Source organism: Rhodospirillales bacterium, assembly GCA_023898805.1.
Taxonomy (GTDB): Bacteria; Pseudomonadota; Alphaproteobacteria; order Micavibrionales; family UBA1664; genus UBA6145.
Genome location: CP060260.1, coordinates 491,251 through 516,714 on the forward strand (window position 1 = coordinate 491,251; position 25,464 = coordinate 516,714).

The following is a 25,464-nucleotide window of genomic DNA, read 5'->3' on the forward strand; positions in this document are numbered from 1 at the left end:
AAAAATACCGCGGTAATGGCGATTTCCTTCCCTCCCCGTCATTGCAATGACGTCAGTTCGTCTTGGGCGCGCCCAACGCGTCAAGCCCCGGCAACGGCGCAGACCCGGCAGGCGCGGGCGTCGCCACGGGACCTGCGGGCGCGGCATTGTCCATGCGCGCGCCCATTTTCGCACCCATGAATTCGCCCGGCGATTCCGGCAGTTTTTTCATCTCGGTCAGCCGCACCGTCAGCTCGTTCGCCTTGGCCGTGTCCATGATCGCCATGACCGGCGCGCTTTTACGCTCCGACATCTTGGACACCACCTGCAACAGCACATCCATGTCCATCTGGTTGAAGATGGTCGCCGCGTCCTTGGGCTTCATGTTTTCATATATTTTGACCAGACTGTCGATCTTGCCGTTCTGTTCTTTTTCCTGCTGGCCGAGCAATTGTTCGATCTGGGTTTTAAGCGCGCCCAATTCGCCGATTTTCGCGTCCAACTGCTTTTCCGACGCCTTCATCAGCGCCTCGCGCGTGGCCAGCGCCTTTTCCCGCGCGTCCAGCTGCTGCCGCCGCGCGGCCAGATCCTCCAGCAGCTTCATCTGCTCCGGGCTGTCCGTCATGTCCTGCGTGGCGGGGTCGGCCCAGATTTCAGGCAAGCTTGCGTCTGGCGAAACCTTGTCGGTTTTAAGCGGCTCGGTCGAGGATTTGGGCACGGCATTGTCCTGCCCCGCGCCCGGCGCCGGGCCCAGACCGGCACCGGAATCCGAACCGGCGGACTCCGGCGTCGATTTTTCCGCATCTCCCGCCGCCGGCTCCTGCGCCGCCAATACCGACGCGGTGACATTGCGCGCCGCGCTTAAGGTTTCCGCCGCGCGCACCGCGAACGCCAGAATGGCGACCAGCACCAGCAGCGGCAAAATCCGGAAACGGGTGAAAAACGATTTCATCCCTTCACTCTATCACAAGCCATGCGCGGACGCGAAGGCGCGATAACCCATCTTGCGCACACCGCTTTCGCGCCCGTCCTTATCGCGCCGGACGGTGCTTCATGGCGCGGAACAGATCGCGCTCGGCATCGGAATACAGCTCCTCGCCCGCAGACGCGGCGGGGTCCAGCCCGCGCTCGGCATCCGGATCACGAATCGCGAACATGCCCGCCCCGCTTGCCCCCGCGCTGCCTGCCGCGCCCGATGACGCCATGCCCGCCGGAACCTCGCCCGCATCCAGCTTGCGTAAATGCGTGGCATAAGATGTGGCGGAAGATGCCGGCACGGCCCCCGCGGTATCGACCGGCACGGGCTCGCGCGCCTGAAACGCGCCGGGTTTTTTAGATCCATCCCGCTCGCCGCCAGCCGCGCCGCCAGCCGCCGCAGCCATCGGCCGCGCCCGGTCCACCAGCCCGTCCAGCCGCGCCGCCAGTCGGTCCCCTGATTCGGTGATCAACTGCAATTCGTCCGAAATCGCCATCGCGCGGTCGATATGGTTTTGCAACTCGCTGCCCGATTCCATCGCGGTCTGCCGAAACCCGGCAATCGCGCGTTCGGCCCGGTCCAGATTGCGCATCAAATCGCGCACCACGCGATCGAGATCGCTTTTGGAATCGCGCAGCCGCCGCAATTGCAGGCTCAGCCGCGCGGCATAACCGATGGTCAGCCCCAAAAGCACGAGGACGACCACATCGAGAATCAGGGAAAGAGGCGCACCTTCCATAAGATCAAGCTAGAGCGCCTGAAAACCCGAGTCCATGCCCGAAAAGCCTTTTACCGGGGTTATTCAGATTTCTTTGCGGGGGGGATGTATTTATCGATACGCACGGCCAGCATGCCCTGTTTCTGGCCGGTGGAGGCCTTGAACATCGGGAAATCGCCGCAACGCACCTCGATCCGGTCCTTGGGCCGGGTGTTGAAGAACACCGTCGATCCGGGCTTCCAGTTCAGGATGTCGCCCAGCGATACGGTCTTCTCGGCCAGCACCGCCTGAAGGTCAATATCCGTTAAATACAATTCGTTAGTAAGGTGAGTTTCCCAAATCGAGTCACGCCCGAACTTCTCGCCCATGAACATCTGGAGCAGCAATTCGCGGATCGGTTCCAGCGTCGCATAGGGCAAAAGGATTTCCACCCGCCCGCCCCGGTCGCCCATATCCACCCGCAGCCGCGCCAGCACGCAGGCATTCGACCCTTGCGTGATCGCGGCGAAACGCGGGTTTGTTTCCATGCGTTCAAGCGAAAAGCTGACCGGCGAAAGCGGGTCGAAGGCCGAAGACATGTCGGACATGACGACCCCGACCATGCGCTCGATCAGCTTGGTTTCGATGGTGGTATAGGGCCGCCCCTCGATACGGATCGCGGGGGTGCCCTTGCGCCCGCCCAAAAGCACGTCGACGATCGAATAGATCAACGCCGAATCGACCATCAAAAGGCCGCCGTTATCCCATTCCTCGGCCTTGAAGATCGACAGCATGGCGGGCAGCGGGATCGAGTTCATATAATCGCCGAAACGCACCGTAGATACCTGGTCCAGCGATACCTCGACGTTGTCCGAGGTCAGGTTGCGCAGCGATGTGGACATCAAGCGCACCAGCCGGTCGAACACGATGTCGAGCATCGGCAAGCGCTCGTAATTGACCAGCGCCGAGTTGATCAGCGCCATCACGCCCGAGGCCTGCTCCTGCCCCGCCGAATCGTTAAAGCCGAGCAGCGAATCAATCTCGTCCTGGTTGAGAATGCGGGTCCCGCCCTCGGCATCATCGTCACCGGCGGATACCGTGGGTGCGCCGAACGGGTCGGCCGCATCGCCGCCCTCGCCGGGTCCCATCGCCTGGGAGGCCATGGCCTCCCATTCGGCCATCATCGCCCGTTCCTCGTCGCTCATCGGCTGATCGTCGGTGGGCGGTATCCCGGATGTGTCAGTATCGACCATGCAAAAGCCGTTTCGTGTTAACCATGGTTAATATAGCACGTTTCGTGCCAGACATGCCAAAGCCTTCCGAAGACATACCCCCGTCACGAACGTGGAAAACAAAAACGAAACAGCAATAAGGAAAATTACTGGATCAGGATCTCCTGAAACAGCACGTCGCGCACCTTGACCGGCTGTGCCGCCAGATTGACGCGGTAAAGCAGCTCCTGCCGCAAGCGATAAATGCCGGCCGACCCGCGCATGTCCTGCACCCGCATCTCACGCAGGAATGTCTGAAACTGGTCGACCACGCGCGGCGTCACGGCCTCCAGCTTGGCCAGATCGTCGGCGCTCGCGACTTCCAGTTTTATCTTGAGTTTTAAAAATCGTGCCGGACCGCCCGCAGTACTCAGATTGACCAAAAGATCAGGTAATTCAAGGAATTCAGGCCCCACAGGCTTGCCATCCTCACCCACCGCAGGGGCATCCCCTTCGGCGCTTGCGGTCGCGGCATCTCCTTCGGCCGCCTTATGTGGCCCGATGACGCCGGTGAAATACAACGCCGCCGCAACGCCAAGAATCAGGATCGGGACAACGATCATAAGCAGCTTCTTGGCGCCGAACCCCTTGCCGCCTTCGTCGTCCAGCGGTTTGACATCCCCACCCTCGGCATCGGTGCCGACAGGTTTCGCTTCGTCTTCGTCTGCTTGGGCTTTGGCCATGATCGTCGTCCTGCCTTCAAGGAAATGCGCAATACCGGGAAAAGGTTAACATACACCCCGCGCTTCCGCCACCCGTCGCAGCGTCACCTGCGCATGACGCGCTTATTTGTTGAAATTTCCACCCGCCTGCGGTTAAAAATTTTCATATTATGGACAGGCTGTACACCTACCCCGTTTCCACGCCGCCGCCGACATGGCCTCTCAACCGCGCCATGCTTCGGACGATGGACAACGCGCTCGCGCGATGGAAGGCCGAAGGATATTCATGGCGCTTCGGACAGGAGATCGAGATTATTCCAAGATCCTTTTCCTATCTTCAGGAATCCTTGGAATATGTCCCGCTGGAGGAAATCCGGCTGCAAACGCCCGCGCTGTTCCCTTCTTACGAAACCTATGTCCGCGCCGTTGAATCCGGCGTGCAGCCCGACCCCGCCGCGCATATTGACCGGCTGGTCGAGCGCCTGAAACACGAAAAATATGCTGCGTTAACGCAGCAATCAGGCTTTACCCGTAAAGCCATGATCGAACAATTGCACGAATTCAAGACAGCGCTTGCGGACAGCGACCCAAAAACATCCGATCAGGCGCGTTTCAACGCCTGGCTGGCCCATCTTACGCTTATGCCGTGGGCTTTGGGTGGCCTGCACGGCCTTGTGGAGCCAAAATTCGGCAGTTATATCGCAGGCACTGGCTGGTGGGATGCAAAAGGCGTCGCGGAATTTTCTACGCCCGTCCATGAAAACCCGCGCGACCTGATCCGCGCCACCCACCGCATTCTACAGCGCCTGTTGACCAGCAGCCCCGCATTTGGCGTCATGCCGACATTCATCAATTCCGGGGCCCAGCTTAATTTCAGCATCCACCGCGACGCCGATGCCCGCAACATGATGGTTCTGGACGACGAAGACAGCCTTGCTTTTGCACAAAAGGCGCTGACTGGCCTATTCGGGCTGTTTCACGATGCCCCGCACCTGATTCAGGATCACGACCCTTTGAATTCCAACAACAACGTCGAAATCAGCGTCGGTGGCGACCGTGGCAACACGATCCGCCAGAAACCGGAATGCTGGGAATTGCGACGCAATTATAACAGCGCCTTCGTCCATCAGGCGCGCGACATAGCCCTGATTGCTGCGGGCACCGCACAAGGCGTTTTTGACACGCAAGACTTGAAAACGCGGCAAAAATCCATCGGGCTTGAATTGAAGCCCGGGATAATGCCGCATATCGAAGACATATATACCAAAGGCCGCTCCATTGTTTCCATCCCGCACATCGTGCTTGGAAAAGCGCGGCTGGTGGACGGGCATCTGGACGTTCCATTCCCTATCATAAACGACTACCTGCCCGATCTTATCGACACAACCGTCGGCCACAGGCATCTCGACCTTTATACCAGCGTGCCGAAATACCACCGCAAACCGAAAAATCTCGGCTATCCCGAAACCTGGCAGGCGCTTTTCCGCAGCATAAAGGTACGCGAGGACGGCACTTTTGATACCGCGCATCTCCACCCCGAATTGCAGCAAATATTCCTGCCCCTGCGTGTCGCGACCCGCCGGAAAGTGCTGGAAGGCACGGGCAAAAGCGCGCCATACGGACCGGCGCGCTTGATGCGGGCCTTGCCAAAACTTCACGACGCGACAACCCTCAAATCCATTTTCGATGCCGCCGCGCAAAACCGGATCGCCGGATTTTACCTGCGCGAATTGCCTGCAATCACAAATCGCCGCGCTACGCGCGTCGTAAAGTACCAGACGGGACTTGCGCGCCTGTATTTTAAAAGAACAGAAGCAACGGACGCCGATCTTGCCCTGCTTAGAGACACGGATATGGCCTCCGACCTGGTTGAAACGCAGATCGACGAACTTTTCGATTTCAGTATCACCCGCGACGATCCGGAATATCGTGCAGCACGCAATGTAAGCAAGGCCGAACTGGAGACCCGATACACCACGTTCAAGGCCGTATTGCCGAAAGTTCGCCTTGCGCTTGAAGCCGAAATCGAAAGCGAGCGCGCAAAGCCCGCACCGGACAACATGATGATTTCATACCTGCAGGCAAGGCTGGAGGCCGTGGGCGACGAAAAGATCTTTATGCTTAAATCCCATCTTTACGCCCCCGTCGACACGCTGGTTTGCCATCTGACCAATAAAAGCCTGGGCGGCTATCGCGAGGCGCTTATCCGCCCTGCCCTGCGTCGTAGCATATACCAAAGACTTTATTTTTTCCTGTGGTCGGCGGCGACCGTACCGACCATCTCCCTCGACGATCTGGACCGCTCGGTTGCGGAAGCGCGCCCGGCGCTGGTCGAAGTCTTCGACGCGCTTGCCAAAAGAAAATTTGATGACAAAAACCTACAGCGTCACTGGAACCGCGTCGTACGCTGGGCCAGACCGGCGGGCGCACGCGCGCTGGATCTGGTGGACAAGGAATTGAAACGCCTGCGCCGGAACAGCGAAAAGGCGGGTCGCCCCGCCTTGCCGTAACACATAAGAAAAAACAGTCAAATCAGCGCCTTTCTGGCTTCGGCTTATCGGCGGTTCTTTTGCTTGCAAGACCGGCCTGTTCCACCGCTTTCATCAGGGCAATGTCGTAAACGCGCTCGACGCCGCTCGCCCATTGATGGAACGCATTGTTCGCACGCGCTGGCATCGCGGTGATCACGGAATCTGCTGCCGCCTGCCCTTCGCTGTCAAACCGGAATTCTTGATCGCCGTGCGCATTTTCGCGCAACGTCACCACCATGATTTCTGGCGCGGTGGCTTCATCGCCGACAAACGCACAGTTGACGGATACTTTTTGGGTCAAAACCGGCCCGGATTGCGTCGGCGCGAACGTCACGTCGGAAACCGCGACGTCGAAACGGTCGCCTTTCAATCCCTTCATTTTGTCGATCGTGCTGCTGAACGCCGTTGCTTTAAGTGCTTGGCCCAGACTTGCGCAGGCCTTGTCATAGGCGGTGTCAGATTTGGATCCGTCATTGAAATCGTCTTTTGGGGTATCGGTCATCTGCCGCTCCTTTTAGTGCAGGTTCAACCTTGATTTCTAATTATTGAAAATCACGGCGTCAAGCTTTGGCAAAATTTTCCGTACTGCGGCCATCCCGGCACCCTCGGCCGCTTCGCCCGTCACGCGGGATCCGCAAACACAACCAACTGAAAAACCTAACAATTTTTGCACTGGCACAGCCTGTGCAAAAGATACTCCCGACGAACAACACGAAACGGATACAGCCGTGGAAAATACGATCTATGTAGGCCTTTCCCGTCTTTCCGCCCTCGAAGCGGATATGGACGTCATCGCGAACAACATCGCGAACGTCAACACGCCCGGCTTCAAGGCGAGCCACGTGATGTTTTCCGAATACCTGAAAAAACCGCAGGGCATGACCGAAACCCTTTCGATGGTGCAGGATCAGGGCACCTTCCGCGACCTTGAAAACGGCCCGATCAAGCGCACCGACAACGCGCTTGACGTCGCGCTGGAAGGCAAGGGCTATTTCGGCGTTCAAGGTCCTGGCGGCAAGACCTTTTACACCCGCGCGGGCCAGTTCATGCTCGACACCGAAGGCAATCTGGTGACGCAGCAAGGCTACAAGGTGCTGGATTCCGGCGGCGCGTCCATCACCCTGCCTGGCACCGCCCGCGACATCAACATCGACCAAACGGGCCAGATTTCAACCAATGAAGGTCAGGTCGCCAGCCTGATGGTCGAGGAATTCAAGAACCCGCAAAACATGACCGCGGTCGGCGATTCCCTTTACAGCACGGCCGAAGCGGGCACGCCGGCGGAACATACGCAGGTCGTGCAAGGCGCGGTCGAAGGCTCCAACACCGAAGGCGTGGTGGAGATGACACATATGATCGACGTCAGCCGCAATTACCAGCACGTCGCCAGATTGCTGCAAAACGAACATGACCGTCTGCGCGCGACCATCCGCGCGCTGACGCAAGGACAATGACGGAACGTAACATTTTTAAGAATTAAAAGGAGACTACTGACCATGCTTTCCCTCGATATCGCCGCCACCGGCATGCTGGCCCAGCAGATGAACGTCGACGTCATCTCGAACAACATCGCCAACATGACCACCACGGGCTTCAAGCGCCAGCGCGCCGAATTTCAGGACCTGATCTATCAGAACAAGGCGACCCCCGGCGTCACCTCGTCCTCCACGGGCTCGGTCCTGCCCTCGGGCATCCAGCTCGGCCTCGGCGTCAAGCCCGGCTCGGTCTACCGCATCAACGAACAGGGCACGATCTCGATGACCGGAAACACCTATGACATCGCGATCGCGGGCCGTGGCTGGTTCCAGATCAACATGCCCGACGGCTCGATCGGCTATACCCGCGACGGCACGTTCGCGATCAACGCCGATGGCCAGCTTGTGAACCCGCAGGGCTATACGGTCGAACCCAACATCACGATCCCCGCCGATGCGCACAGCGTCAACATCTCCGACGACGGCGTCGTCACCGTGAATATCGCGGGGCAAACCACGACGACCCAGGTTGGTCAGCTTCAGCTCGCGACCTTCCAGAACGATGCGGGGCTTGAGGCCGTGGGCAACAACATCCTGCTTGAAACCGCCGCCTCCGGCAGCCCCACCGTCGGCAACCCGACCGATGTCGGCTTCGGCAAACTGCAGCAGGGCGCCAAGGAATCCTCGAACGTTAACGTGGTCGACGAAATCACCTCAATGATCACGGCGCAGCGTTCCTATGAAATGAACTCCAAGGTCGTGCAGACCTCGGACGACATGCTGGGAACCCTGACGCAACTGAGGTAACAGCCAACGCGAGACATTAGGAGAAGATCCATGACCGCATATCAGGCCACATTGAAACGCAGCAATCCCGACGCGCTTACGCCGCGCTTCGCGGGTAAGATCCTGCTGATCATTCTGGGCGCGATGGTGGCCATGGGCCTGCTGATGACCGGCATCGGCCATGCCTTTGGCAACACGCTCAACCCCATCCCGTCCAAGCCTGTCCCGGTACGTGAAGTCAGCGTCACGGGCGCACAGATCCGCCTTGGCGACGTGTTTGAAAATGTTCGGCAGAACGCCGATTTCGTGCTTGCGCCCGCCCCCGCGCCGGGCGAGGAACTGGTCTGGAACGAACCCACCTTGCTGCGCATCGCCACTGCCTTCAACCTGCCTTGGCGTCCCGAAGCGGGCGACGAAGTGCGAATCCACCGCAACGCCCAGTTGCTGGATTCCGAAACCTATCGCGCGGTGATCCGCGACCATCTGGCGGGCAGCGACGCCAGCCAAAGCTATAACGTCACCCTGACCGGCCAGCTGCCCCAGATCGTCGTCCCCGGCGACCAGACGCCACGCGTCGATGTCGCCGATTTCAGCATGCAACCGGCGGGCGGCACGTTTTCGGCGATCTTGCGCGTCAATGCGGGCGGCAAGCAGCAACTTGTCAATTTGCGCGGACAGGCCGAACGCATGGTCCAGGTGCCTGTTCTGAAGACAGGCCTGCGCAACGGCGAAATCATCAGCGAGGAAAATATCGTCTGGACGACGCAAAAAGCCGCGACGCTGCGCCCCAACGTCATTCGCGACGCCACCATGCTGGTCGGCGCCACGCCGCGCCGCCAGATCGCATCAGGCGATCTGGTGCGCGACGACGACATTGAAATGCCGCGCATGATTTCGCGCGGCGATCTGGTCACCATGGTTTTTTCCGCCAACGGCATGACCCTGACCGCGAAAGGACGCGCCCAGGAAGACGGCGCCATGGGTCAGGTCATCAAGGTTTCCAACACCGGTTCCAACCGTGTGATCGAAGGCCGGGTCACCGCATCGCGCGAAGTCACGGTCAACTAAAACGACTATAAAAACAAAAGGTGGTTGAAATGCAGCAATCGATGAAGATGATCCGGACCTTAGGGCTCGCCATGGCGGCGACGCTGGCGCTTGCCGCCTGCTCTTCGGTCGACCGTTTGGCCAGCATCGGCGAAAAACCGATCCAGTCGCCGGTCCAGAATCCGACCGCTCGCCCCGGCTACCAGCCGGTAAGCATGCCGATGCCCGCGCCAGAATACATCGAACATCAGGCCAACAGCCTGTGGGCCGGCGGCTCGCGCAAGACCTTCTTCAAGGACCAGCGCGCCAAGGATATCGGCGACATTCTGACCGTCACCATCAACATCGCCGACGAGGCGAAGATGAAAAACGAAACCACGCGCGACCGCGCCGCGTCCGAAAATTCGGCGCTCGGCCACGCACTGGGGTATGAAAGCTATCTTGGCAAGGTGCTTCCGAACGCAGTCGACCCCACGGCGCTGCTCAGCGGCGATACCGCCTCGGCCCACAAGGGCACCGGCGAGATCAAGCGTAACGAGGACATCAAACTCAAGGTCGCAGCGATCGTTTCGCAAATCCTGCCCAACGGCAACATGGTCATATCCGGCCGCCAGGAAATGCGCGTCAACTACGAAAACCGGATCCTCGCGATCAGTGGCGTGATCCGGCCCGAGGACATCTCGATCGACAACACGATTCCTTACGAAAAAATCGCCGAGGCCCGCGTCGATTACGGCGGCCGCGGCCAGCTGACGGATGTCCAGCAACCCCGTTACGGGCAACAGGTGCTCGACGTCATCAGCCCGTTCTGATTTCTCCTTCTGCATACCACCTCAAACTTAACGGCCCGCTTCGCAGCGGGCCGCTTTTTATCAGGGGTTCTGCGGTGGTTTATTGCAGGCGATACCTATGCAGGGCGCAATCATGCGGCATCCCGCCGAATTCGTGCAGATGCAGGATCGTTACCGGTGTGTCGGGTCGTTGCGGCTGGTCTGACAAAATCCGGCGCAGATTGAACGGAAACAAACCTGGGTCAACATCGCCGATGGGAACGACATCATATCCGGCGACATCCATGACGCGCAGCCGTCCCATTCTTTCTGCCCGACTGGCATCGACCACCATCGGATAAAGCTCAGGCGTCAAGGAAAAACACTGCGCGGCACCTTCAATACCGCTGTAAAAATAGAACAGCGGGCGTTTTTCACGAATCCACGTGAGAAAACCCTGAAGATTCGGATTCTCATGGTCTTGCGAAACATCCAACAGCATGACGATGGAAAACGCCGTTCGGTCATCGTTGGGATCTGCTATAGGTGGCTGCGAAACAGCAACGCCCCCAAAAGCGCCCTGTGCGCCTTCGCGTGTATCCTGTGACATGAAAACCTCTGCTCGGTATTATTGTTTTTTTCTTATTCAAAAATCCTAGGCAAATCATACGCCAGTGTGCAACGAAAAAAGCCCCGCGCACTGACTCAAGAACAAAAAACCCGCCGTTTCCGGCGGGTTTTCAAATCACAAAAAACTGCGATCAATCGTCGCGCTGGGTTTTTTCCAGACGCTCGTGCTTTTCCTGCGCCTCGATCGACAGGGTCGCGATCGGGCGGGCGTCAAGCCGTGCGACGGAAATCGGTTCGCCCGTTTCCTCGCAATAACCGTATGAACCGTCCTCGACGCGCAACAGCGCCTCGTTGATCTTGCCGATCAGTTTGCGCTCGCGGTCGCGCGTGCGCAGCTCCAGCGCGTGGTCGGTTTCCGCCGCCGCGCGGTCGGCGATGTCGGGCTTCTGCAATTCCGTCCCCTGCAGCGTGTTGTGCACGGTTTCTTCGGACCCATGCAGCAATTCCTCCCGCCATGCGACCAGTTTCTTGCGGAAATAGGCCAGCATGACCGGGTTCATGAATTTACCCTTGTCTTTCTTCGGATCGTAATCCGGCGGGACGGTGACGGTGCTGGATGCGGTCGACATAAGCGATTGATTCCCTGAAGTTAAGGTCAAAAATATCGGCAACGATATAACAGGATGGTCGCCGAATTCCACAAGGAAAACAAGGCCCGCGCCACCTTGCGCGCAAGTCATTGAAAAAACGCGATTAACTGTTCTTGTTTTTGGCTGTGTCGCGGGCCATTTCCATTTTGGCCATCTCCACCTGCGCACGCAGATCGACCTGATCGAGCAGGTCGGACAAGGCCGGGTCCTCGATTTTCTCGCGCCTTTCCGCAACGCTGGCCGATACCCGCTCCAGCGTTTCGGCGGTGATTTGCCCGCTTAGCAGCCCGCGATGCACGCCCTCCAGCGCGTCAAGAACCTTGCCGGCGCGGGCTGTCATGCGCTTGCGTGCCTTGCGTTCGGTCGGATCCTCGGCTGCCTGCGCGGCCAACAGACTGCCCACCCCCATGACTGGCGCCCCGCCGCGTGGACCGTCAGCCTCTTCGACATCCGAATCCAGAAACGCGCCGAAAGACGACGAAACATCCCCGCTTTTACGGGCTTTTCCGCTTTTTTTGACATCGCTGCTGCGGTTCGGACCTTCAATGCGCATAACGCCGATTATGACGCAATCGGGCGTTCCTGTCATCCGCGTTGACCCAAAACACAACTTGGCACGCTTCTCGCATTCTCATGTACCGGAAAGGATCAACCGCCCATGCGCCTGCGCAAATTCACCCTCTCGCTTCTGGTTCTGGCCGCTTTGGCTGCTGGAATTTCGATGCCGGCCGCCGCGTCCGGATCCTCGCGCATCAAGGACATCGTGGATATCGAGGGCGTGCGCGACAACATGCTGATCGGCTATGGCCTTGTCGTCGGGCTGAACGGCACGGGCGACAAACTGAACAACGCGCCCTTCACCAAACAATCCCTGACCGCGATGCTCGAACGCCTTGGCGTCAACGTCCGCGACCAGAACCTGAACACCGGCAACGTGGCGGCGGTGATGGTCACCGGCACCCTGCCCCCGTTCACCAATCAGGGCGCGCGCATCGACGTCAACGTTTCCACGCTGGGCGATGCCAAATCGCTGCAGGGCGGCACGCTTCTGGTCACGCCGCTAATGGCCGGCGACGGCGAGGTTTACGCAGTCGCGCAAGGCCCCGTCACCGTCTCCGGCTTTGCCGCGGGCGGCGACGCCGGCACCGTCACCCAGAATATTCCGACCGCCGGACGCGTGCCCAACGGCGCGATCGTGGAAAAGGAAATTGGCTTCGACATGGCGGGCATGGCGACCGTGCGGCTGTCGCTGCGCAACCCGGACTTCACCACCGCGCGCCGCATCGCCGCCACCATCAACCAGCAATACGGGGCAAAAGTTGCCCAGGCCGAAAACAACGCCTCGGTCAAGGTCACGCCACCCACCGGAAAATCGGTGGTCGATACCATCACCGACATCGAGCAGTTCACCATCGAACCCGATCAGGTCGCCAAAATCGTGATCGACGAACGCTCTGGCGTCATCGTCATGGGCGCGGATGTCCGCATCTCCACCGTTGCCGTGGCACAGGGCAATCTGACGGTGCGCATCACCGAAACGCCGCAGGTTTCGCAACCCGCCCCCTTCTCGCAACAGGGCACGACCACGACCGTTCCGCGCACCAATATCGACGTCAACACCCCCCCGGGCAACATCGCCTATCTGCCCGCGGGCGTGACGTTGCAGGAACTGGTTTCGTCCCTCAACGCACTGGGCGTGACACCGCGCGACGTGATCACCATTCTTCAGGCGATCAAGGCCGCGGGCGCGATCCAGGCGGAAATCGAGGTGCTGTGATGACGTCCGTAACCAACACCGCCGCATCCCTGGCCCCGCTGGCATCCGTCGACACTGCCCTCGTACGTGCGAAACAGGGCCTGCAAAGCACGAAGATCGACCCGGCAAAGATGAAGGAGATCGACGCCACGGCGAAGGAATTTGAATCCATGTTCATCGCCCAGATGATCCAGCCGATGTTCGAAGGTCTGAGCGCCGACCCTGCCTTCGGCGGCGGCGAGGCCGAGGATACGTGGAAAGGCATGATGATCGAACAATACGGCCACAAGCTGGCCGAGGCGGGCGGTTTTGGCCTGTCGGATTCGATCCGCGCCGCGATGATTCAGATGCAGGAAACGCAACAACAACAAGGGAACGCGCAATGAGCCCGGCCGCACGAAACGCAACGATGACACTGACAAGCGAGGTCGAAGCGATCATGGATACACTGTGCGGCCTGCTCGACCGCGAAAGCAACGCCGTCAAGGGCGCCGATTTCGTCACCTTCAAATCGGTACAGGAAGACAAGTTCGCGATGCTCACCCGCTATAAGTCGCTGATGGAAACGCTCCAGCGTCAAGCCCCAGCCCTGAAAGGCGGTGATCAGGCCCTGCGCGAACGCCTGCGCCTTGCCGGCGAACGCTTCTCCGCCGCGGCTGAACGCAATGCCCGCGTGCTGGAAGCCGGCCGCAACTCGATGCAGCGCATCGTCGATCGCATCGTGCGCTCGGCGCGCGAAACCGTCCATGCCGACCGCCAGACCTATACCCGCAAGGGCCGCGCCGGAACGACGCAGGCACCTTTGTCCATTCAGGTCGATACCGTCCTCTAACCGGAAAGCACGATCATGCCGCAAGCCACCATCGCATCCCAGCTTCTGCCTGACGTTCCCCTCAAAAATGCGGGGAAGGCCTCCGGCAGGAACAAATTAACGCTCGACCAGCTTGTCGGAAAACCCGATCAAAGTACGGCCTTCGGAAAACTGCTTGCCGGTCTGGGAAAAGGCCGCGCGGCACAGGCGACCGCGCTGTTGAGCGCTGCCGGAAAACAAGGCGCCGATACGCTCGTCGACCCCGCTGCCGATGCAGCGCTTGCGCTTCAATCCTTGCAGATTTCCCCGGAACTGGCCGCCGCGCTCAAAAAACTGAAACGCGCCGACCTGCAATCTCTGCCGCCGGAAATCGCGACGGCCTTCGCGCCGCATATGACCCAGTCCGGCACGCTCGACGCCCAGACCTTATCTCTGCTCGACACGCTATCCTCGGGCGCGGGTCTGACGGTTTCCAACTCACCGACCGATCTGGTTACGTTCGTTTCCGATCCCGGTCTGGCCAAGGCGCTGATGAGCCTTTCCGCCAAGCTCGACCTGCTTAAACAAGTGGCGCAAGGCGGCGACCAAGCCGCGGCGGATGTCACTTCAGCTTTTGCCGCGCTGCTGCCAGCATCGGTATCGACAACCGTTACGGCCCCCGCCATCGACGCCAAGACCGGGCAACCCACGACCACCAACATCACCATGACCATCGCCGATTTAGACGGGGATGGCTTTCAGGCGCTTAAAAAGCTCGCCTTCGCCGACATCGCCCCATATCTGACCATGCCACGGCTGGTGCACACCGGCGGCAACACCGTAATGAAGGTCGCCCAAGGCCCTGCCTTTCTCAACGACGGTAACGACGATACCGCGACCTGGCTGGGCAACCCCGCCACCTTGTCCCCGGTTTTGCAAACCGTGCAGGCCTTGACCGGATCGACCGGCGACACATCGCCCGTTCCCGTCGCCGGATTTCCGGCGCAGACAAATACCGCCGCCGCGATGGAAACCACCGTGCAGGCGATGATGCCGCAGACCATGACGCCGCAGGCGTCACCCTTCAACCATGCACAGTTGATGGCCGCGCTGTTGGGTCTGCCCGCACAGCAAAAAACCGCGCCGCAAATGCAAACCCCGGGTATGTCCGCGCAGGCGCAATCGTCGGCCACGGCTGATACGCAGACCGGCACGATCGCGGCGAACGCACCCAACACGGCGGGTCTTCAAATCCAGGCCGCGGCGGCCCCCAACGCCGCTGCGGCGATCCACATCTCCGCCACGACGTTGATGCCGCAAAGCACTGCCGCGCCGCACGGTTTCGGCAAAGAGCTCAAGGGGCTTGATACCTCTCTCGCCGCCTTTGATGCCACCGATGGCAACATGACCGGTCTTACCGACCCCGCCTTGCAAATCCACGCTGACGCGGCGCAGAATATCGCCGGATCGACCGCCACCCTGACCGCGGCGCGCACTGCCGCCTCAGGCCTGCACCCGTCCATCCATCTGGTTTCGGCGGCGCTGCAACGCGGCATGGAAGGCGCGGTCGCGGGTATTGACCGCCAGTTCACGATTCAACTGGAACCCGCAAATCTGGGGCGCGTAAAAATCACCCTGCAATTTTCGGAAGACAACACGATCAAGGCAAAACTGGTGGCCGAGCGACCCGAAACCGTCGCGATGCTGCAAAAGGATGCGAACACGCTTCAACGCACGCTGCACGATCAGGGCTTCAACCTGAACGCCGATTCCCTGACCTTCGATCTCGGCGGTCAGGGCAGCTTTCAGGGCTCGATGTCACAAAACGGCAACAGCTATCAGAACGGCGGAAACGCTAGCACGGACGAAGATGGCACAGAGCTTGCAACGATTGAAACCGTAATGCCGATCTTCGTCGATCCCGAAACCGGTCTTACGCATGTGAACGTAGTGATTTAGGAACCCGAACCATGACCTCGATCAGTTCGACCACCCTGTCCACCATGGCAACCGGCACCGCCGATGCCGCGAAAAAGGCGGGCGACACCTATAACCAGTTCCTGACGCTGCTGACCACGCAACTTCAGAATCAGGATCCGCTCGACCCCATGAACTCCAGCGAATTCACCAACCAGTTGGTCCAGTTCAGCCAGGTCGAACAGGGCATTTTGACCAACCAAAAGCTCGACACGCTTTTAGGCCAGCTCAACAACAATCAGATGGGGCAATCCCTCGGTTATATCGGCAAGGACATCTATTACAAGGGCGACACGGTTTATTACGACGGCAGCGGCCTCAAGATCGGTTATGCCATCGACGGCGACGCCAAAACAGCCAAGCTGCGCGTCCTTGATGCGAACAAGAATGTCGTGCGCACCATGGACATCACGGCGGGCAATACGTCCGGCAACCTGACCTGGGATGGCAAGGACGATCAGGGATTGCCGGTCGCGGACGGCACATATTCGGTGGTCGTCGACGCGCTTGATTCAACCGGCACCCAGATCGGCACCTACACCGGCGTGCCTGCCCGCGTCCAAGGCGTGGAAATGACGGACGGCGTTCTGTATCTGGCCGTCAACGGCGACCGTCGTATCGACGCGACCACGGTGCTTTCGATTTCCGAACCCGACACGATCGTGGCACCGGACACAGGAACGGGCACCGGGACGACGACAGGATAATTCATTCATAGAACGCAACGCGACCAACACATATACATACGGATCTTTCAGGAGGTAAACCACCATGTCACTTTTCGGCTCTCTCATCACCGGCGTGTCGGCCCTTTCGGCCCAGGCCCAGTCCATTTCGATGATCGCGAACAACATCGCGAACGTGAACACCGTCGGCTACAAGCGCCGCGAGGCGGCCTTCCAGTCGCTGGTCACGTCGGAATCGCGCAACGCCCGCTATACGCCGGGTTCGGTGCTTGCCCGCGCGGTCCAGAAAATCGACTCGCAAGGCGCGTTGCAACAAACCAACTCGACGACCGACGTCGCGATTTCCGGGAACGGCTTCTTTGTCGTTCAACGTTCGCCCGAAGGTCTGCAGGAAAAACTTTTTACCCGCGCTGGCTCTTTCTCGGAAGACTCGAACGGTTATCTGCGCAACACCGCCGGCTTCTACCTGATGGGCTGGCGTATTGACGAGAACGGCAACCTGCCGGCAGGCCGCGACGATATTTCCTCGCTTGAATCGGTCAACGTCTCGCTGCTCGGCGGCTTGACCAAGGCGACCAGTTCGGCCGAATTCTCGCTCAACCTCGACGCGTCGGAAACGCCGACCGCCTACCCGGTCGCATCCAGCACGGCGCCGGATTTCAAACGCACCCTGCGCGTGTTCGACTCGTTGGGCGAAGGCCAGAACCTGGAACTGCAATTCACCAAGCACACCTCGCCCACCGCCTACTCGGTTTCGTCGATTTCCGGCGCGGGCGCCGAACGCAGCGACCTGTTGACCAGCTTCGCCGGCGTCGACGCGGGCGAATCGGTCAATATCGCTGTCGGCACCGCCAACAACACCTTTACCGTGACCTCCACCAGCACGGTCCAGGACCTGATCGACTTCGTCAACAACGACCCGGATCTGCAACTGGTGGCCTCCGCCGAGTTGACGACCGATGGCCAGATCAAGATCAACGCCCGCAACTTCGAGGACACGGTCGCGGTGACGGACGTATCCACAACTGGTGCCGCAGGCACGGCTGCCACGCTGGGCTTCAGCACCATGTCGGCCTACAACCACTCGACACTGCTTGGCCCGCTTACCAACGCCACCACCTTCGCCTCGCTCGGCACCATCACGACCGGCGACGACCTGACGGTGGCGGTGGGCACCGATAGCTATACCTTCACGGTAACCGGCACCAACACGATCGGCGACTTCATCACCGGCTTGAACGCCGCGATCGGGACCTCGGCCCGCGCGCAACTGACCTCCAGCGGCGAGATCCAGATCCAATCGCTCGACTCTGCCAACGCCGTGACCGTTACCAGCGGCACCGGCACCGCGGCGACACAGCTGGGCTTCACACAGGTGGCCGAAACCACGCCCACACAGCCGGATATCTTCCCGGCGGCGGGCCTGGCCAACACCCCCAACGCCTATGGCTGGTGGGAATTGAGCCTTGTCGACCTCGATACCGGCACGGTCCTCAAACAAGGTTCGCTGAACTTCAACTCGGACGGCACGCTCAACGGCGCGAAGGACGTCAACGGCCTGAGCGAGATATCCCTCACCGACATCAACTGGGGCAACGGCTCCGCCCTTCAGACCATTTCGATGGATATCGGCGGCCTGACCCAGTTTTCGGGGGAATACAACGTCACCTCCGCCACCCAGAACGGCGCCGAACTTGGCCTGCGCACGGGGGTTGAGGTCGACCGCGACGGGATCGTCACGGCCCGCTTCTCGAACGGCCAGACCTCGGCTCTGTTCAAACTGCCGCTGGCGACATTCACCGCCGTCAACGGTCTTTCCGAACAATCGGGCAACGCCTTCATCCAGTCGGCGGAATCAGGTTCCTACAACCTGCGTGAGGCCGGCAACGGCGGCGCGGGGCTGGTCGAGGGATCGGCGGTCGAAACATCGAACGTCGATATCGCCGACGAGTTCACAAAAATGATCGTCACCCAGCGGTCCTATTCCGCGGGCACCAAGGTCATCCAAACGGCTGACCAAATGACGGAAGAATTGCTGAGACTGCGCTAAAAGCGCGGAGCCGCCTAACAAACAGGCAGCTGTTTCGGCTACCGCGCCCCGCCGGGTTAGAAGGACCCGGCGGGGCGCACTGTTTACCTATCCGAACGTTTTATTTAGAATCGGCGACAAATGTCCAAACCCGCAAAAAACCTCTACACCACACTGCGCGAAGCCGAATCGAAGTTCGCCGCCCGCGATTACGAGGGCGCGATCGCAGCCTATGCCCGCGCGATCGACATTGACCCATCCCAACTCGTTTTCTGGGAAAACATCGGCAAATGCTATCTTGCGGCGCGCAAGCAGGAACACGCCATTCTTGTCTTTCACAAACTTGCGTCGGAAAATCCGGGCAACGGCAACTATGTCGCCCAGCTCGCGGGCGCATTACGCTTCTATATGGTGTCGGTTGCCAATTCCACCATAAAAGCGGCTATCGCCTTGTGCCTGAAAACACACAACGTGCAGCACGAGTGGCTGTACAAATCATGGTATTCCTATCTGGGCGTTGCACCGGAATACGAACCTTTGCGGCGACTGCTGTGCGCGCCAGAGGAAACATTTTCTCCGATTTTCTTCGTCCTCCCGCCTGATTACCTGAACGATTCATTCCTCGTTGACGGAATCGCCAATTGCGCCTGCGCACTGCCCGAACAAGAAACTTTTTTCAAATCCTTGCGCGCGCATTTCATGACCATGTACGACGGCGGCGCGCAAAGCCTTACCCCTTATCGTCCGCTGCTGGGCGCGCTCGCCAGTCAGGTTTTCGCGACGGAATACGTATTCGCCGCCATGCCAGAGGAGGAAGAGCGCCTCGCCCGTCTTGAGCAGACAATCGCGACCCAAATGCCGCCAGATCATGACGCGCTATTGCTGCTTGCATGCTACCGGCCATTGGAACGCCTGCGGGGAAATCCGTCTTTCGTCGAATGGGCGCGCATGCGGGCCGAAACGAACGATGCGTTCGGCCGCCTGCTGGCGGAACAGGTCGTCACCTATATGACCGAGGAAGCCCTGCGTGAGGAGATTCCGTCTTTTGGCCGTATCGCGAACGACGTTTCACAAAAGGTCCGTGCCCAGTACGAGGAAAACCCATACCCGCGCTGGAGAAACGCTTCGACGGCGCGTATATACCCCTTCCCGGCCGATCTCTCGGCCCTGCAAAAACCGGGAAAGAAACTCGATATCCTGATCGCCGGCTGCGGCACCGGACGGCAGGTTTCCAATGTCATGCAATACACATTCGAAGCGGATACGCTTGCGATCGACCTGAGCCGCTCCAGCCTATCCTACGCGCTACGCAAGGCGCGGGAGCTTGGTTACGCCGATCGTGTCTCTTTCGCGCAGATGGACATTCTTGACGTGCGCACGCTGGACCGCAGCTTTGACATCGTGATGTCCACCGGCGTACTGCATCACATGCAAGATCCGATGGCGGGCTGGCAGGCGCTGGTCGACGTAGCGCGCCCCGGTGCCGTCCTGCAGATCGCGCTTTATTCTGACATCGCGCGCCGCCATATCGCACAGGCGCGGGACGTTATCAGGCGCGAACATATCCCTGCCTCGCCTGAAGGCATCCGCGCATTCCGTGAAAGCCTGCGCAACGGCGCCGGTGCGGATGACGACACAGCCCATCTGATCGGTGCAGGAGATTTCTATACAATGTCCAATTGCCGCGACCTGCTCTTTCACGTGCAGGAGCATCGCTTTACCATTCCACAAATACATGATGCGTTGGAAAAATTGGGATTGGAGTTTGAAAAGTTCGATTTTGCGACGCCGCGCATTTTTGATGCCTACGATCGCATGTTCCCTGGCGACCCTTCGCGCCGCAGCCTTGATAACTGGCATGCATTCGAAATCGCCAACCCAGACACTTTCATCGGCATGTACCAGATGATCCTGCGCAAATTATCATGAACGCGCTTCTTGATCGGGCCCGCGCCGCCGAATCCCGCAGTGACGACAAAACCGCGCACACTTTATATACACAGGCGCTGCAGGCAGCACCGAACGACCCTTCAACGCTTTTATCCTTCGGACACTTCCTTTTCGCCCGCCATCATTACCGTGACGCGGCGGCGCAATTCGGGCGCGCTTTGGCGAACGGACAGGTGCCGGTGACCACGCTCAAGGCGCTGGCGATCGCGCTGACCCGCGCGGGCCTGCACGCCGATGCCCTGCGCCCTTACGATGCCTACCGTGGATACGCCCCCACCGACACGGAAATAACCGCCGATTATCTGGCGACGCTTTACGCGCTCAACCGCCATGAAGACGTGCTGGCATTCGTCGCGTCCCTGCCGCTTGATCATCCGCAAGGACGCCTCGCTACCGTCTACGCAGCCGAATCCGAAATGGCGAAAGGCGATATCGACGCCGCGATTTCCCGGCTTGAATCCGCCCTTGAACGCTGGCCCGACCATATCGAGCTTTTGCCCGCGATGGGCAAAGCCTACGGCCTTGCGCGCCGCTTTGACGATGCGCTGCGTATCCTGACCCGCGCCCGTGATCTGGCGCCGGATCAGGCGATGCATTGGAACAATCTGGGCAACGCGCTTAAAAACGCGGAACGAAACGACGCGGCGCTGGCGGCCTTCGCCCGCGCCCGCGCGCTCGACCCCGCGCTTGCCGCGACCACGTTCATCAATGAAACCGGCGTATATAAACACCTGCACCGGCTGGACGACGGCATCAACGCCGCGCGCGAGGCACTGAAACGCGAACCGCACAACCCGCACGCGCATTACGCACTTGGCACGCTGCTGTTGATGGCGCGGGATTATCACGCCGCATGGCCGCATATTGAACACCGCTTTGAACGCCGCGACCCGGCGATGCAGCCGCCCCCCTTTCCCGCAAAACTATGGCGGGGCGACGATCTGGCCGGAAAGCGTCTGGCCGTCTATGCCGACCAAGGCGTCGGCGACAGCATCCAGATGCTGCGCTATCTGCCCTTGCTTGATCGTTTTCATCCCAAGCGGGTTGCCGTTTACGCACAAAACAAGCTGCGCGGCCTGATCGAAAACAACATGCCCGGTATCGGTTTCATGGCAACCGATGCACAAGGCTTTCATTGGGACGAATCCGCCTTCGACGCGTTGATCCCGATCTGCAGCCTGCCCGCGATTTTTGATACCGGTATCGACACCATCCCGCCACAGACGCCCCTGCGCGCCATGAACCGGCGCAATTACGGCGACGGCGTCACCATCGGTCTGGCATGGCGCACCAAAAGTCTGGATGCTGGATATAAACGCTCGCTCGCCCTGCACGACTTCAAAGGCCTGAAGGACATTCCCGGTCTGCGCTTCATCAGCCTTCAATACGGCGACATCGCCGCCGAATGTGACGAGGCCGCCAAAGACGGCTTGCGTATCGACGAAGACCCAAGCGTCGACCAGTGGAGCGATTTACAATCCTTCGTCGACCAGATCCATGGCTGCACCCTTGTTATTTCCATAGACAACAGCACGGTCCATGCCGCCGGTGCATGCGGAGTCCCGACATGGACGATTTTACCATATGACCCATATTGGCGCTGGCACCTCGACACACCGGCCAGCCCCTGGTATCCCGGCATGAGATTGTACCGCGCCCTCGCACCCGGGGATTTTTCCGCCCCTCTGGATGCCATAACCAAGGATTTGAAAAGACTCGCGAAAAGCGATTTTTCGGTACTCGAACCATCGCCGTTCATACCCGGCAGTATTTGAATCGCACCAGCATTCAAGCCGGGTTTTTAAAAGTTTTCTAAAATTGTCCCTTTAATTCTTTTTTAAGAATCATGCTATTATGATGGATAGGTGCCACCAAGGAAAAGGTGGCGGTAATTAAACAACCCCTAGGATAGGAGTTATCAACATGACTGGTGAAGTCGTTCTCTCGTCTGCGCTTCGCAGCAACCTTTTGTCGTTGCAGCGTACGCAGGCCTCAATCGATAAAGTGCAAGGTGTTCTGTCAACGGGCTTGAAAGTGTCTTCGGCGCTTGATAACCCGCAAAACTTCTTCGCGTCGGAAGCCTTGAAAAACCGTTCGTCGGACCTGACCCGCCTTCTCGACGGGATCGGTCAGTCGATCCAGACCATTAAAGCAGCCGACGCAGGCGTCAGCTCGCTGACCACACTGGTTCAGCAAGCGGATTCCATCGTGGCGTCTGCTCGTGAAGCTGTGAACTCGGGTGGCAAAGTTGCCGCCGCGACCGGCGATGCCAACCTCGCGGGCGTGACCGACCTCACTTCGGTGACCGGTATCCACGCTAGCGACCAGCTCGATCTGGTTGTGAAAAACGCGGACGGCAAGGTCCTGACCCTGTCATCCTCCAGCGTGTCCATCGCTTCCAACGACTCCATTGAACAGCTGATCACCAAGATCAACGACATCACCGACAGCACCGGTGCCACGTCGTCGACCAACGGCAAGCAACTGCTCAAGGCTGAGCTGGATTCGAGCGGCAATCTGAAACTGACCGGCCTCGAAGGCGTCACCTTCAACGTCACCTTCAACGCCAACAGTGGTACTGCAGGCGGTTCGGAAGACCAGGCTCTGGCTTCCGCGCTCGGCTTTGGCCAATACGCCAAGGTCACCCCGACCGGCAGCACCAACAACGCGGTCGAATTCACGGCCACGCCGAACATCTCGCTGGTTTCCGGCGTGTTCTACACCGGCACCACCGATACGCTGGCAAGCGCGTCGACGGCACTGACCTCGGTCATGACGACCAATGGCGGCGCTATTGGACGCTTCGACAACGGTTCGGGTACGGACAACGCGACGTTGAACATCACGATCAACAACAAATCAGTGGTTCCTGTCACGTTTAATGACACGACTACGATTCAAGGGTTGGTCGACGGTATCAACAACAACGCCTCGTTGAACCAGCAGATCAAGGCCTCCTACGATGCAACCACGGGCAAATTCAGCATTGCGGCGATTTCGTCCGATGTGCAGACTGTTAAAATCGCCCTCACAGAAGCATCGACCGGCGACGGTACTGCACAAGCCAACTTTGGCTTTGGTGTTGACGCTGGGGATACGGCTACGGACGGTTTCCTGTCCGGCGCTGCATCCGGTTCGGAAGGTGAAACGTTCATTCTGGCTTCGGCGGCGTCGACGCTTTCACAGTACGAAAGCGACTACAACTCGCTGCGCGAACAGATCGACGGTCTGGTCAAGGACTCCGGTTACCGCGGCGTCAACCTGATCGGTGGCGACAACCTCGACACCTACTTCAACGAAGATCGCTCCAACAAGCTGACCACGTCAGGTTCACAATTGAACTCGGCTGGCCTTGGCCTTGATAAAGCGGACTTCTCGCGTTCCGATACGATCGAGAAAGCGGGCACTCAGGTGCGCGCGGCGACGACCACCCTGCGTTCCTTCGGGTCTACGCTGGCGAACTCCCTCTCGATCATTCAAACCCGCGAGGACTTCACGAAGAACCTGGTTGCCACCCTCAACGAAGGTTCGGACAAGCTGACGCTGGCCGACCAGAACGAGGAAGGCGCCAAACTGCTGGCCCTGCAGACCCGCCAACAACTCGGCGTTACCGCCCTGTCGCTGGCCTCTCAGTCCCAACAGTCGGTTCTCCGCCTGTTCTAATAAATTCCGGAAAGGGGACCGGCAGAAGGCCGGTCCTCCTTCCCCTTCCCACCCGCAGGGTCGGAAGGTCCAAGGAAAAAACGATTTTTTTCTTTTGACCTTTTGATTTTGAACCAAAACTGCCAACATCCGGGACAGAACGTCCCTGCAAGAATGTGAGAGAAGCTCATGGCCCTGGTCATAGACCTGAAACCCAAAGAACGGATTATCGTCGGCAACGCCGTTATCACCAATGATAACCAGCGCACGCGCCTGCATATCGAGGGCGACGCCCCGATCCTGCGCGAAAAGGACGTACTGCGCGAGCAGGATGCTACCTCTCCGTGCAAACGCATCTATTTCATTATCCAGATGATGTATCTCGCGACCGACGCGACGGAAATATACGACCAGTATTTTTCTGCCGTGCGCGAGGTGCAGGAGGCCGCGCCCTCCACCGCCCTTTTGATCGCCGATATTTCGGCGCAGATTTTAGGCGGCCATTATTACAAGGCCTTGCGCGAGGCGCGAAAACTGATCGACTATGAACAGGAGCTGATGGCCAATGTCTAAGAACCCGCACGCACACGCCGCCGGCAAATACGGCAAAACCGCCAAGGAAACACCGGATCAGCGCGATCTGGAAGGTCAGTTGCTGCTCAAGGCCGCAAACGAGATCCAGAAACTGCACGACAACTGGGATATGGCCACGCCGGAGGATATCGACAATATCCTGACCTATAACCGCAAGCTGTGGATGCTGTTCTTCGACACCGCGATCGAGAATCCGGACGATCGCCCTGTCGATTTGCGCAACAACATCGTCAATCTGTGCAATTTCATTTTCAAACGCTCGCTCAACATTCTTTCCGAACCCAGCAAGGAAAAGCTGCGCGTGCTGGTCGACATCAACCGCCAGATCGCGGCCGGCCTTATGACTGCCCGCCCGAAATCGGCTGACGCTCCCGTCCCGCCGCCGCATGGCCAGACCTCGTCGGGCGGAACCGCTACGACCGCGTGAGCTTTCACGCATCCTTCCAATTCAAAAACGAAAGACCGCCCAAAAGGCGGTCTTTTTTATCCAGAACAACAGCGCATAAGCTCGATACAAACACCGGATACGAACACCGGATACGAAACCGGCACGGAATGCCGGAAACCGGCGCTTCAGTTACAAAACAACCAACCGCAAAACGCATATCATGCGTGCGTGGCAGGCT

Annotated in this window: 24 protein-coding genes; 16 read left to right on the plus strand and 8 right to left on the minus strand. The window is 59.3% G+C overall.

What is annotated here, in order from left to right; genetic code table 11:
• Positions 1–52: 52 nt before the first annotated feature.
• The 4 genes from H6866_02455 to H6866_02470 form a co-directional block, all read right to left on the minus strand.
• Positions 53–931 (minus strand): hypothetical protein, encoded by an 879-nt coding sequence (locus H6866_02455; GenBank protein ID USO08101.1) that lies wholly within the window; start codon positions 929–931, stop codon positions 53–55.
• A 79-nt stretch (positions 932–1,010) separates the two neighbouring features.
• The gene (locus H6866_02460; protein USO08102.1) at positions 1,011–1,694 is read right to left on the minus strand and encodes a hypothetical protein; all 684 of its coding nucleotides are present in this window, start codon (positions 1,692–1,694) and stop codon (positions 1,011–1,013) included.
• 59 nt (positions 1,695–1,753) lie between these two features.
• Entirely contained in the window at positions 1,754–2,857 is a 1,104-nt protein-coding gene (gene fliM, locus H6866_02465) for a flagellar motor switch protein FliM (protein USO08560.1), read from the minus strand.
• A 173-nt stretch (positions 2,858–3,030) separates the two neighbouring features.
• Positions 3,031–3,606 carry a flagellar basal body-associated FliL family protein gene (locus tag H6866_02470; GenBank protein USO08103.1) on the minus strand — a complete coding sequence of 192 codons (576 nt, stop codon included), beginning with the start codon at positions 3,604–3,606 and terminating at the stop codon, positions 3,031–3,033.
• Between the two features lie 149 nt (positions 3,607–3,755).
• Between H6866_02470 and H6866_02475 the strand changes: the two genes are divergently transcribed.
• The gene (locus H6866_02475; GenBank protein USO08104.1) at positions 3,756–6,095 is read left to right on the plus strand and encodes a hypothetical protein; all 2,340 of its coding nucleotides are present in this window, start codon (positions 3,756–3,758) and stop codon (positions 6,093–6,095) included.
• Between the two features lie 22 nt (positions 6,096–6,117).
• Here the strand turns inward: H6866_02475 and H6866_02480 are convergent, their stop codons facing one another.
• Positions 6,118–6,618 carry a hypothetical protein gene (locus tag H6866_02480; GenBank protein USO08105.1) on the minus strand — a complete coding sequence of 167 codons (501 nt, stop codon included), beginning with the start codon at positions 6,616–6,618 and terminating at the stop codon, positions 6,118–6,120.
• Positions 6,619–6,844: 226 nt separating this feature from the next.
• Between H6866_02480 and flgF the strand changes: the two genes are divergently transcribed.
• The 4 genes from flgF to H6866_02500 are packed head-to-tail and all read left to right on the plus strand — an operon-like array spanning position 6,845 to position 10,236.
• Positions 6,845–7,570, plus strand: a complete 726-nt coding sequence (gene flgF, locus H6866_02485; protein USO08106.1) for a flagellar basal-body rod protein FlgF — start codon at positions 6,845–6,847, stop codon at positions 7,568–7,570.
• Between the two features lie 42 nt (positions 7,571–7,612).
• A complete protein-coding gene (gene flgG, locus H6866_02490) occupies positions 7,613–8,398 on the plus strand; it encodes a flagellar basal-body rod protein FlgG (GenBank protein USO08107.1) in 786 nt (261 codons plus the stop codon).
• 30 nt (positions 8,399–8,428) lie between these two features.
• Positions 8,429–9,445, plus strand: a complete 1,017-nt coding sequence (gene flgA / locus H6866_02495) for a flagellar basal body P-ring formation protein FlgA (GenBank protein USO08108.1) — start codon at positions 8,429–8,431, stop codon at positions 9,443–9,445.
• Positions 9,446–9,492: 47 nt separating this feature from the next.
• The gene (locus H6866_02500) at positions 9,493–10,236 is read left to right on the plus strand and encodes a flagellar basal body L-ring protein FlgH (GenBank protein ID USO08561.1); all 744 of its coding nucleotides are present in this window, start codon (positions 9,493–9,495) and stop codon (positions 10,234–10,236) included.
• Between the two features lie 79 nt (positions 10,237–10,315).
• Here H6866_02500 and H6866_02505 read toward each other — a convergent pair whose 3' ends face one another.
• The 3 genes from H6866_02505 to H6866_02515 all read right to left on the minus strand — a co-directional run bounded on the left by H6866_02505 (position 10,316) and on the right by H6866_02515 (position 11,967).
• On the minus strand, positions 10,316–10,804 hold the full coding sequence (locus H6866_02505) for a hypothetical protein (protein USO08109.1): 489 nt from the start codon (positions 10,802–10,804) through the stop codon (positions 10,316–10,318).
• A gap of 151 nt (positions 10,805–10,955) precedes the next feature.
• Positions 10,956–11,393, minus strand: coding sequence for an RNA polymerase-binding protein DksA (gene dksA / locus H6866_02510; GenBank protein ID USO08110.1), 438 nt, complete (start codon positions 11,391–11,393; stop codon positions 10,956–10,958).
• Between the two features lie 124 nt (positions 11,394–11,517).
• Complete coding sequence (locus H6866_02515; protein USO08111.1) at positions 11,518–11,967, minus strand: flagellar assembly protein FliX; 450 nt, start codon at positions 11,965–11,967, stop codon at positions 11,518–11,520.
• 105 nt (positions 11,968–12,072) lie between these two features.
• Here H6866_02515 and H6866_02520 point away from each other — a divergent pair, with 105 nt between their 5' ends.
• The 11 genes from H6866_02520 to flaF all read left to right on the plus strand — a co-directional run bounded on the left by H6866_02520 (position 12,073) and on the right by flaF (position 25,265).
• Complete coding sequence (locus tag H6866_02520; protein USO08112.1) at positions 12,073–13,191, plus strand: flagellar basal body P-ring protein FlgI; 1,119 nt, start codon at positions 12,073–12,075, stop codon at positions 13,189–13,191.
• Complete coding sequence (locus H6866_02525) at positions 13,191–13,556, plus strand: rod-binding protein (protein USO08113.1); 366 nt, start codon at positions 13,191–13,193, stop codon at positions 13,554–13,556. Before H6866_02520 ends, H6866_02525 begins: the two co-directional genes overlap by 1 nt.
• The gene (locus tag H6866_02530; protein ID USO08114.1) at positions 13,553–14,002 is read left to right on the plus strand and encodes a hypothetical protein; all 450 of its coding nucleotides are present in this window, start codon (positions 13,553–13,555) and stop codon (positions 14,000–14,002) included. Before H6866_02525 ends, H6866_02530 begins: the two co-directional genes overlap by 4 nt.
• A gap of 15 nt (positions 14,003–14,017) precedes the next feature.
• Positions 14,018–15,919, plus strand: a complete 1,902-nt coding sequence (locus H6866_02535) for a flagellar hook-length control protein FliK (protein USO08115.1) — start codon at positions 14,018–14,020, stop codon at positions 15,917–15,919.
• 11 nt (positions 15,920–15,930) lie between these two features.
• A complete protein-coding gene (locus H6866_02540) occupies positions 15,931–16,644 on the plus strand; it encodes a flagellar hook capping family protein (GenBank protein ID USO08116.1) in 714 nt (237 codons plus the stop codon).
• A gap of 64 nt (positions 16,645–16,708) precedes the next feature.
• The gene (locus H6866_02545) at positions 16,709–18,673 is read left to right on the plus strand and encodes a flagellar hook-basal body complex protein (protein ID USO08117.1); all 1,965 of its coding nucleotides are present in this window, start codon (positions 16,709–16,711) and stop codon (positions 18,671–18,673) included.
• 120 nt (positions 18,674–18,793) lie between these two features.
• The gene (locus H6866_02550; protein ID USO08118.1) at positions 18,794–20,581 is read left to right on the plus strand and encodes a methyltransferase domain-containing protein; all 1,788 of its coding nucleotides are present in this window, start codon (positions 18,794–18,796) and stop codon (positions 20,579–20,581) included.
• The gene (locus H6866_02555; protein ID USO08119.1) at positions 20,578–22,377 is read left to right on the plus strand and encodes a tetratricopeptide repeat protein; all 1,800 of its coding nucleotides are present in this window, start codon (positions 20,578–20,580) and stop codon (positions 22,375–22,377) included. The genes H6866_02550 and H6866_02555 overlap by 4 nt, the downstream gene beginning before the upstream one ends.
• A 148-nt stretch (positions 22,378–22,525) precedes the next feature.
• A complete protein-coding gene (locus H6866_02560) occupies positions 22,526–24,265 on the plus strand; it encodes a flagellin (protein ID USO08120.1) in 1,740 nt (579 codons plus the stop codon).
• Between the two features lie 168 nt (positions 24,266–24,433).
• Positions 24,434–24,817: a flagellar biosynthesis repressor FlbT gene (gene flbT, locus H6866_02565; protein USO08121.1), complete on the plus strand. Its 384-nt coding sequence runs from the start codon at positions 24,434–24,436 to the stop codon at positions 24,815–24,817.
• On the plus strand, positions 24,810–25,265 hold the full coding sequence (flaF, locus tag H6866_02570) for a flagellar biosynthesis regulator FlaF (GenBank protein USO08122.1): 456 nt from the start codon (positions 24,810–24,812) through the stop codon (positions 25,263–25,265). The genes flbT and flaF overlap by 8 nt, the downstream gene beginning before the upstream one ends.
• Positions 25,266–25,464 lie beyond the last annotated feature (199 nt).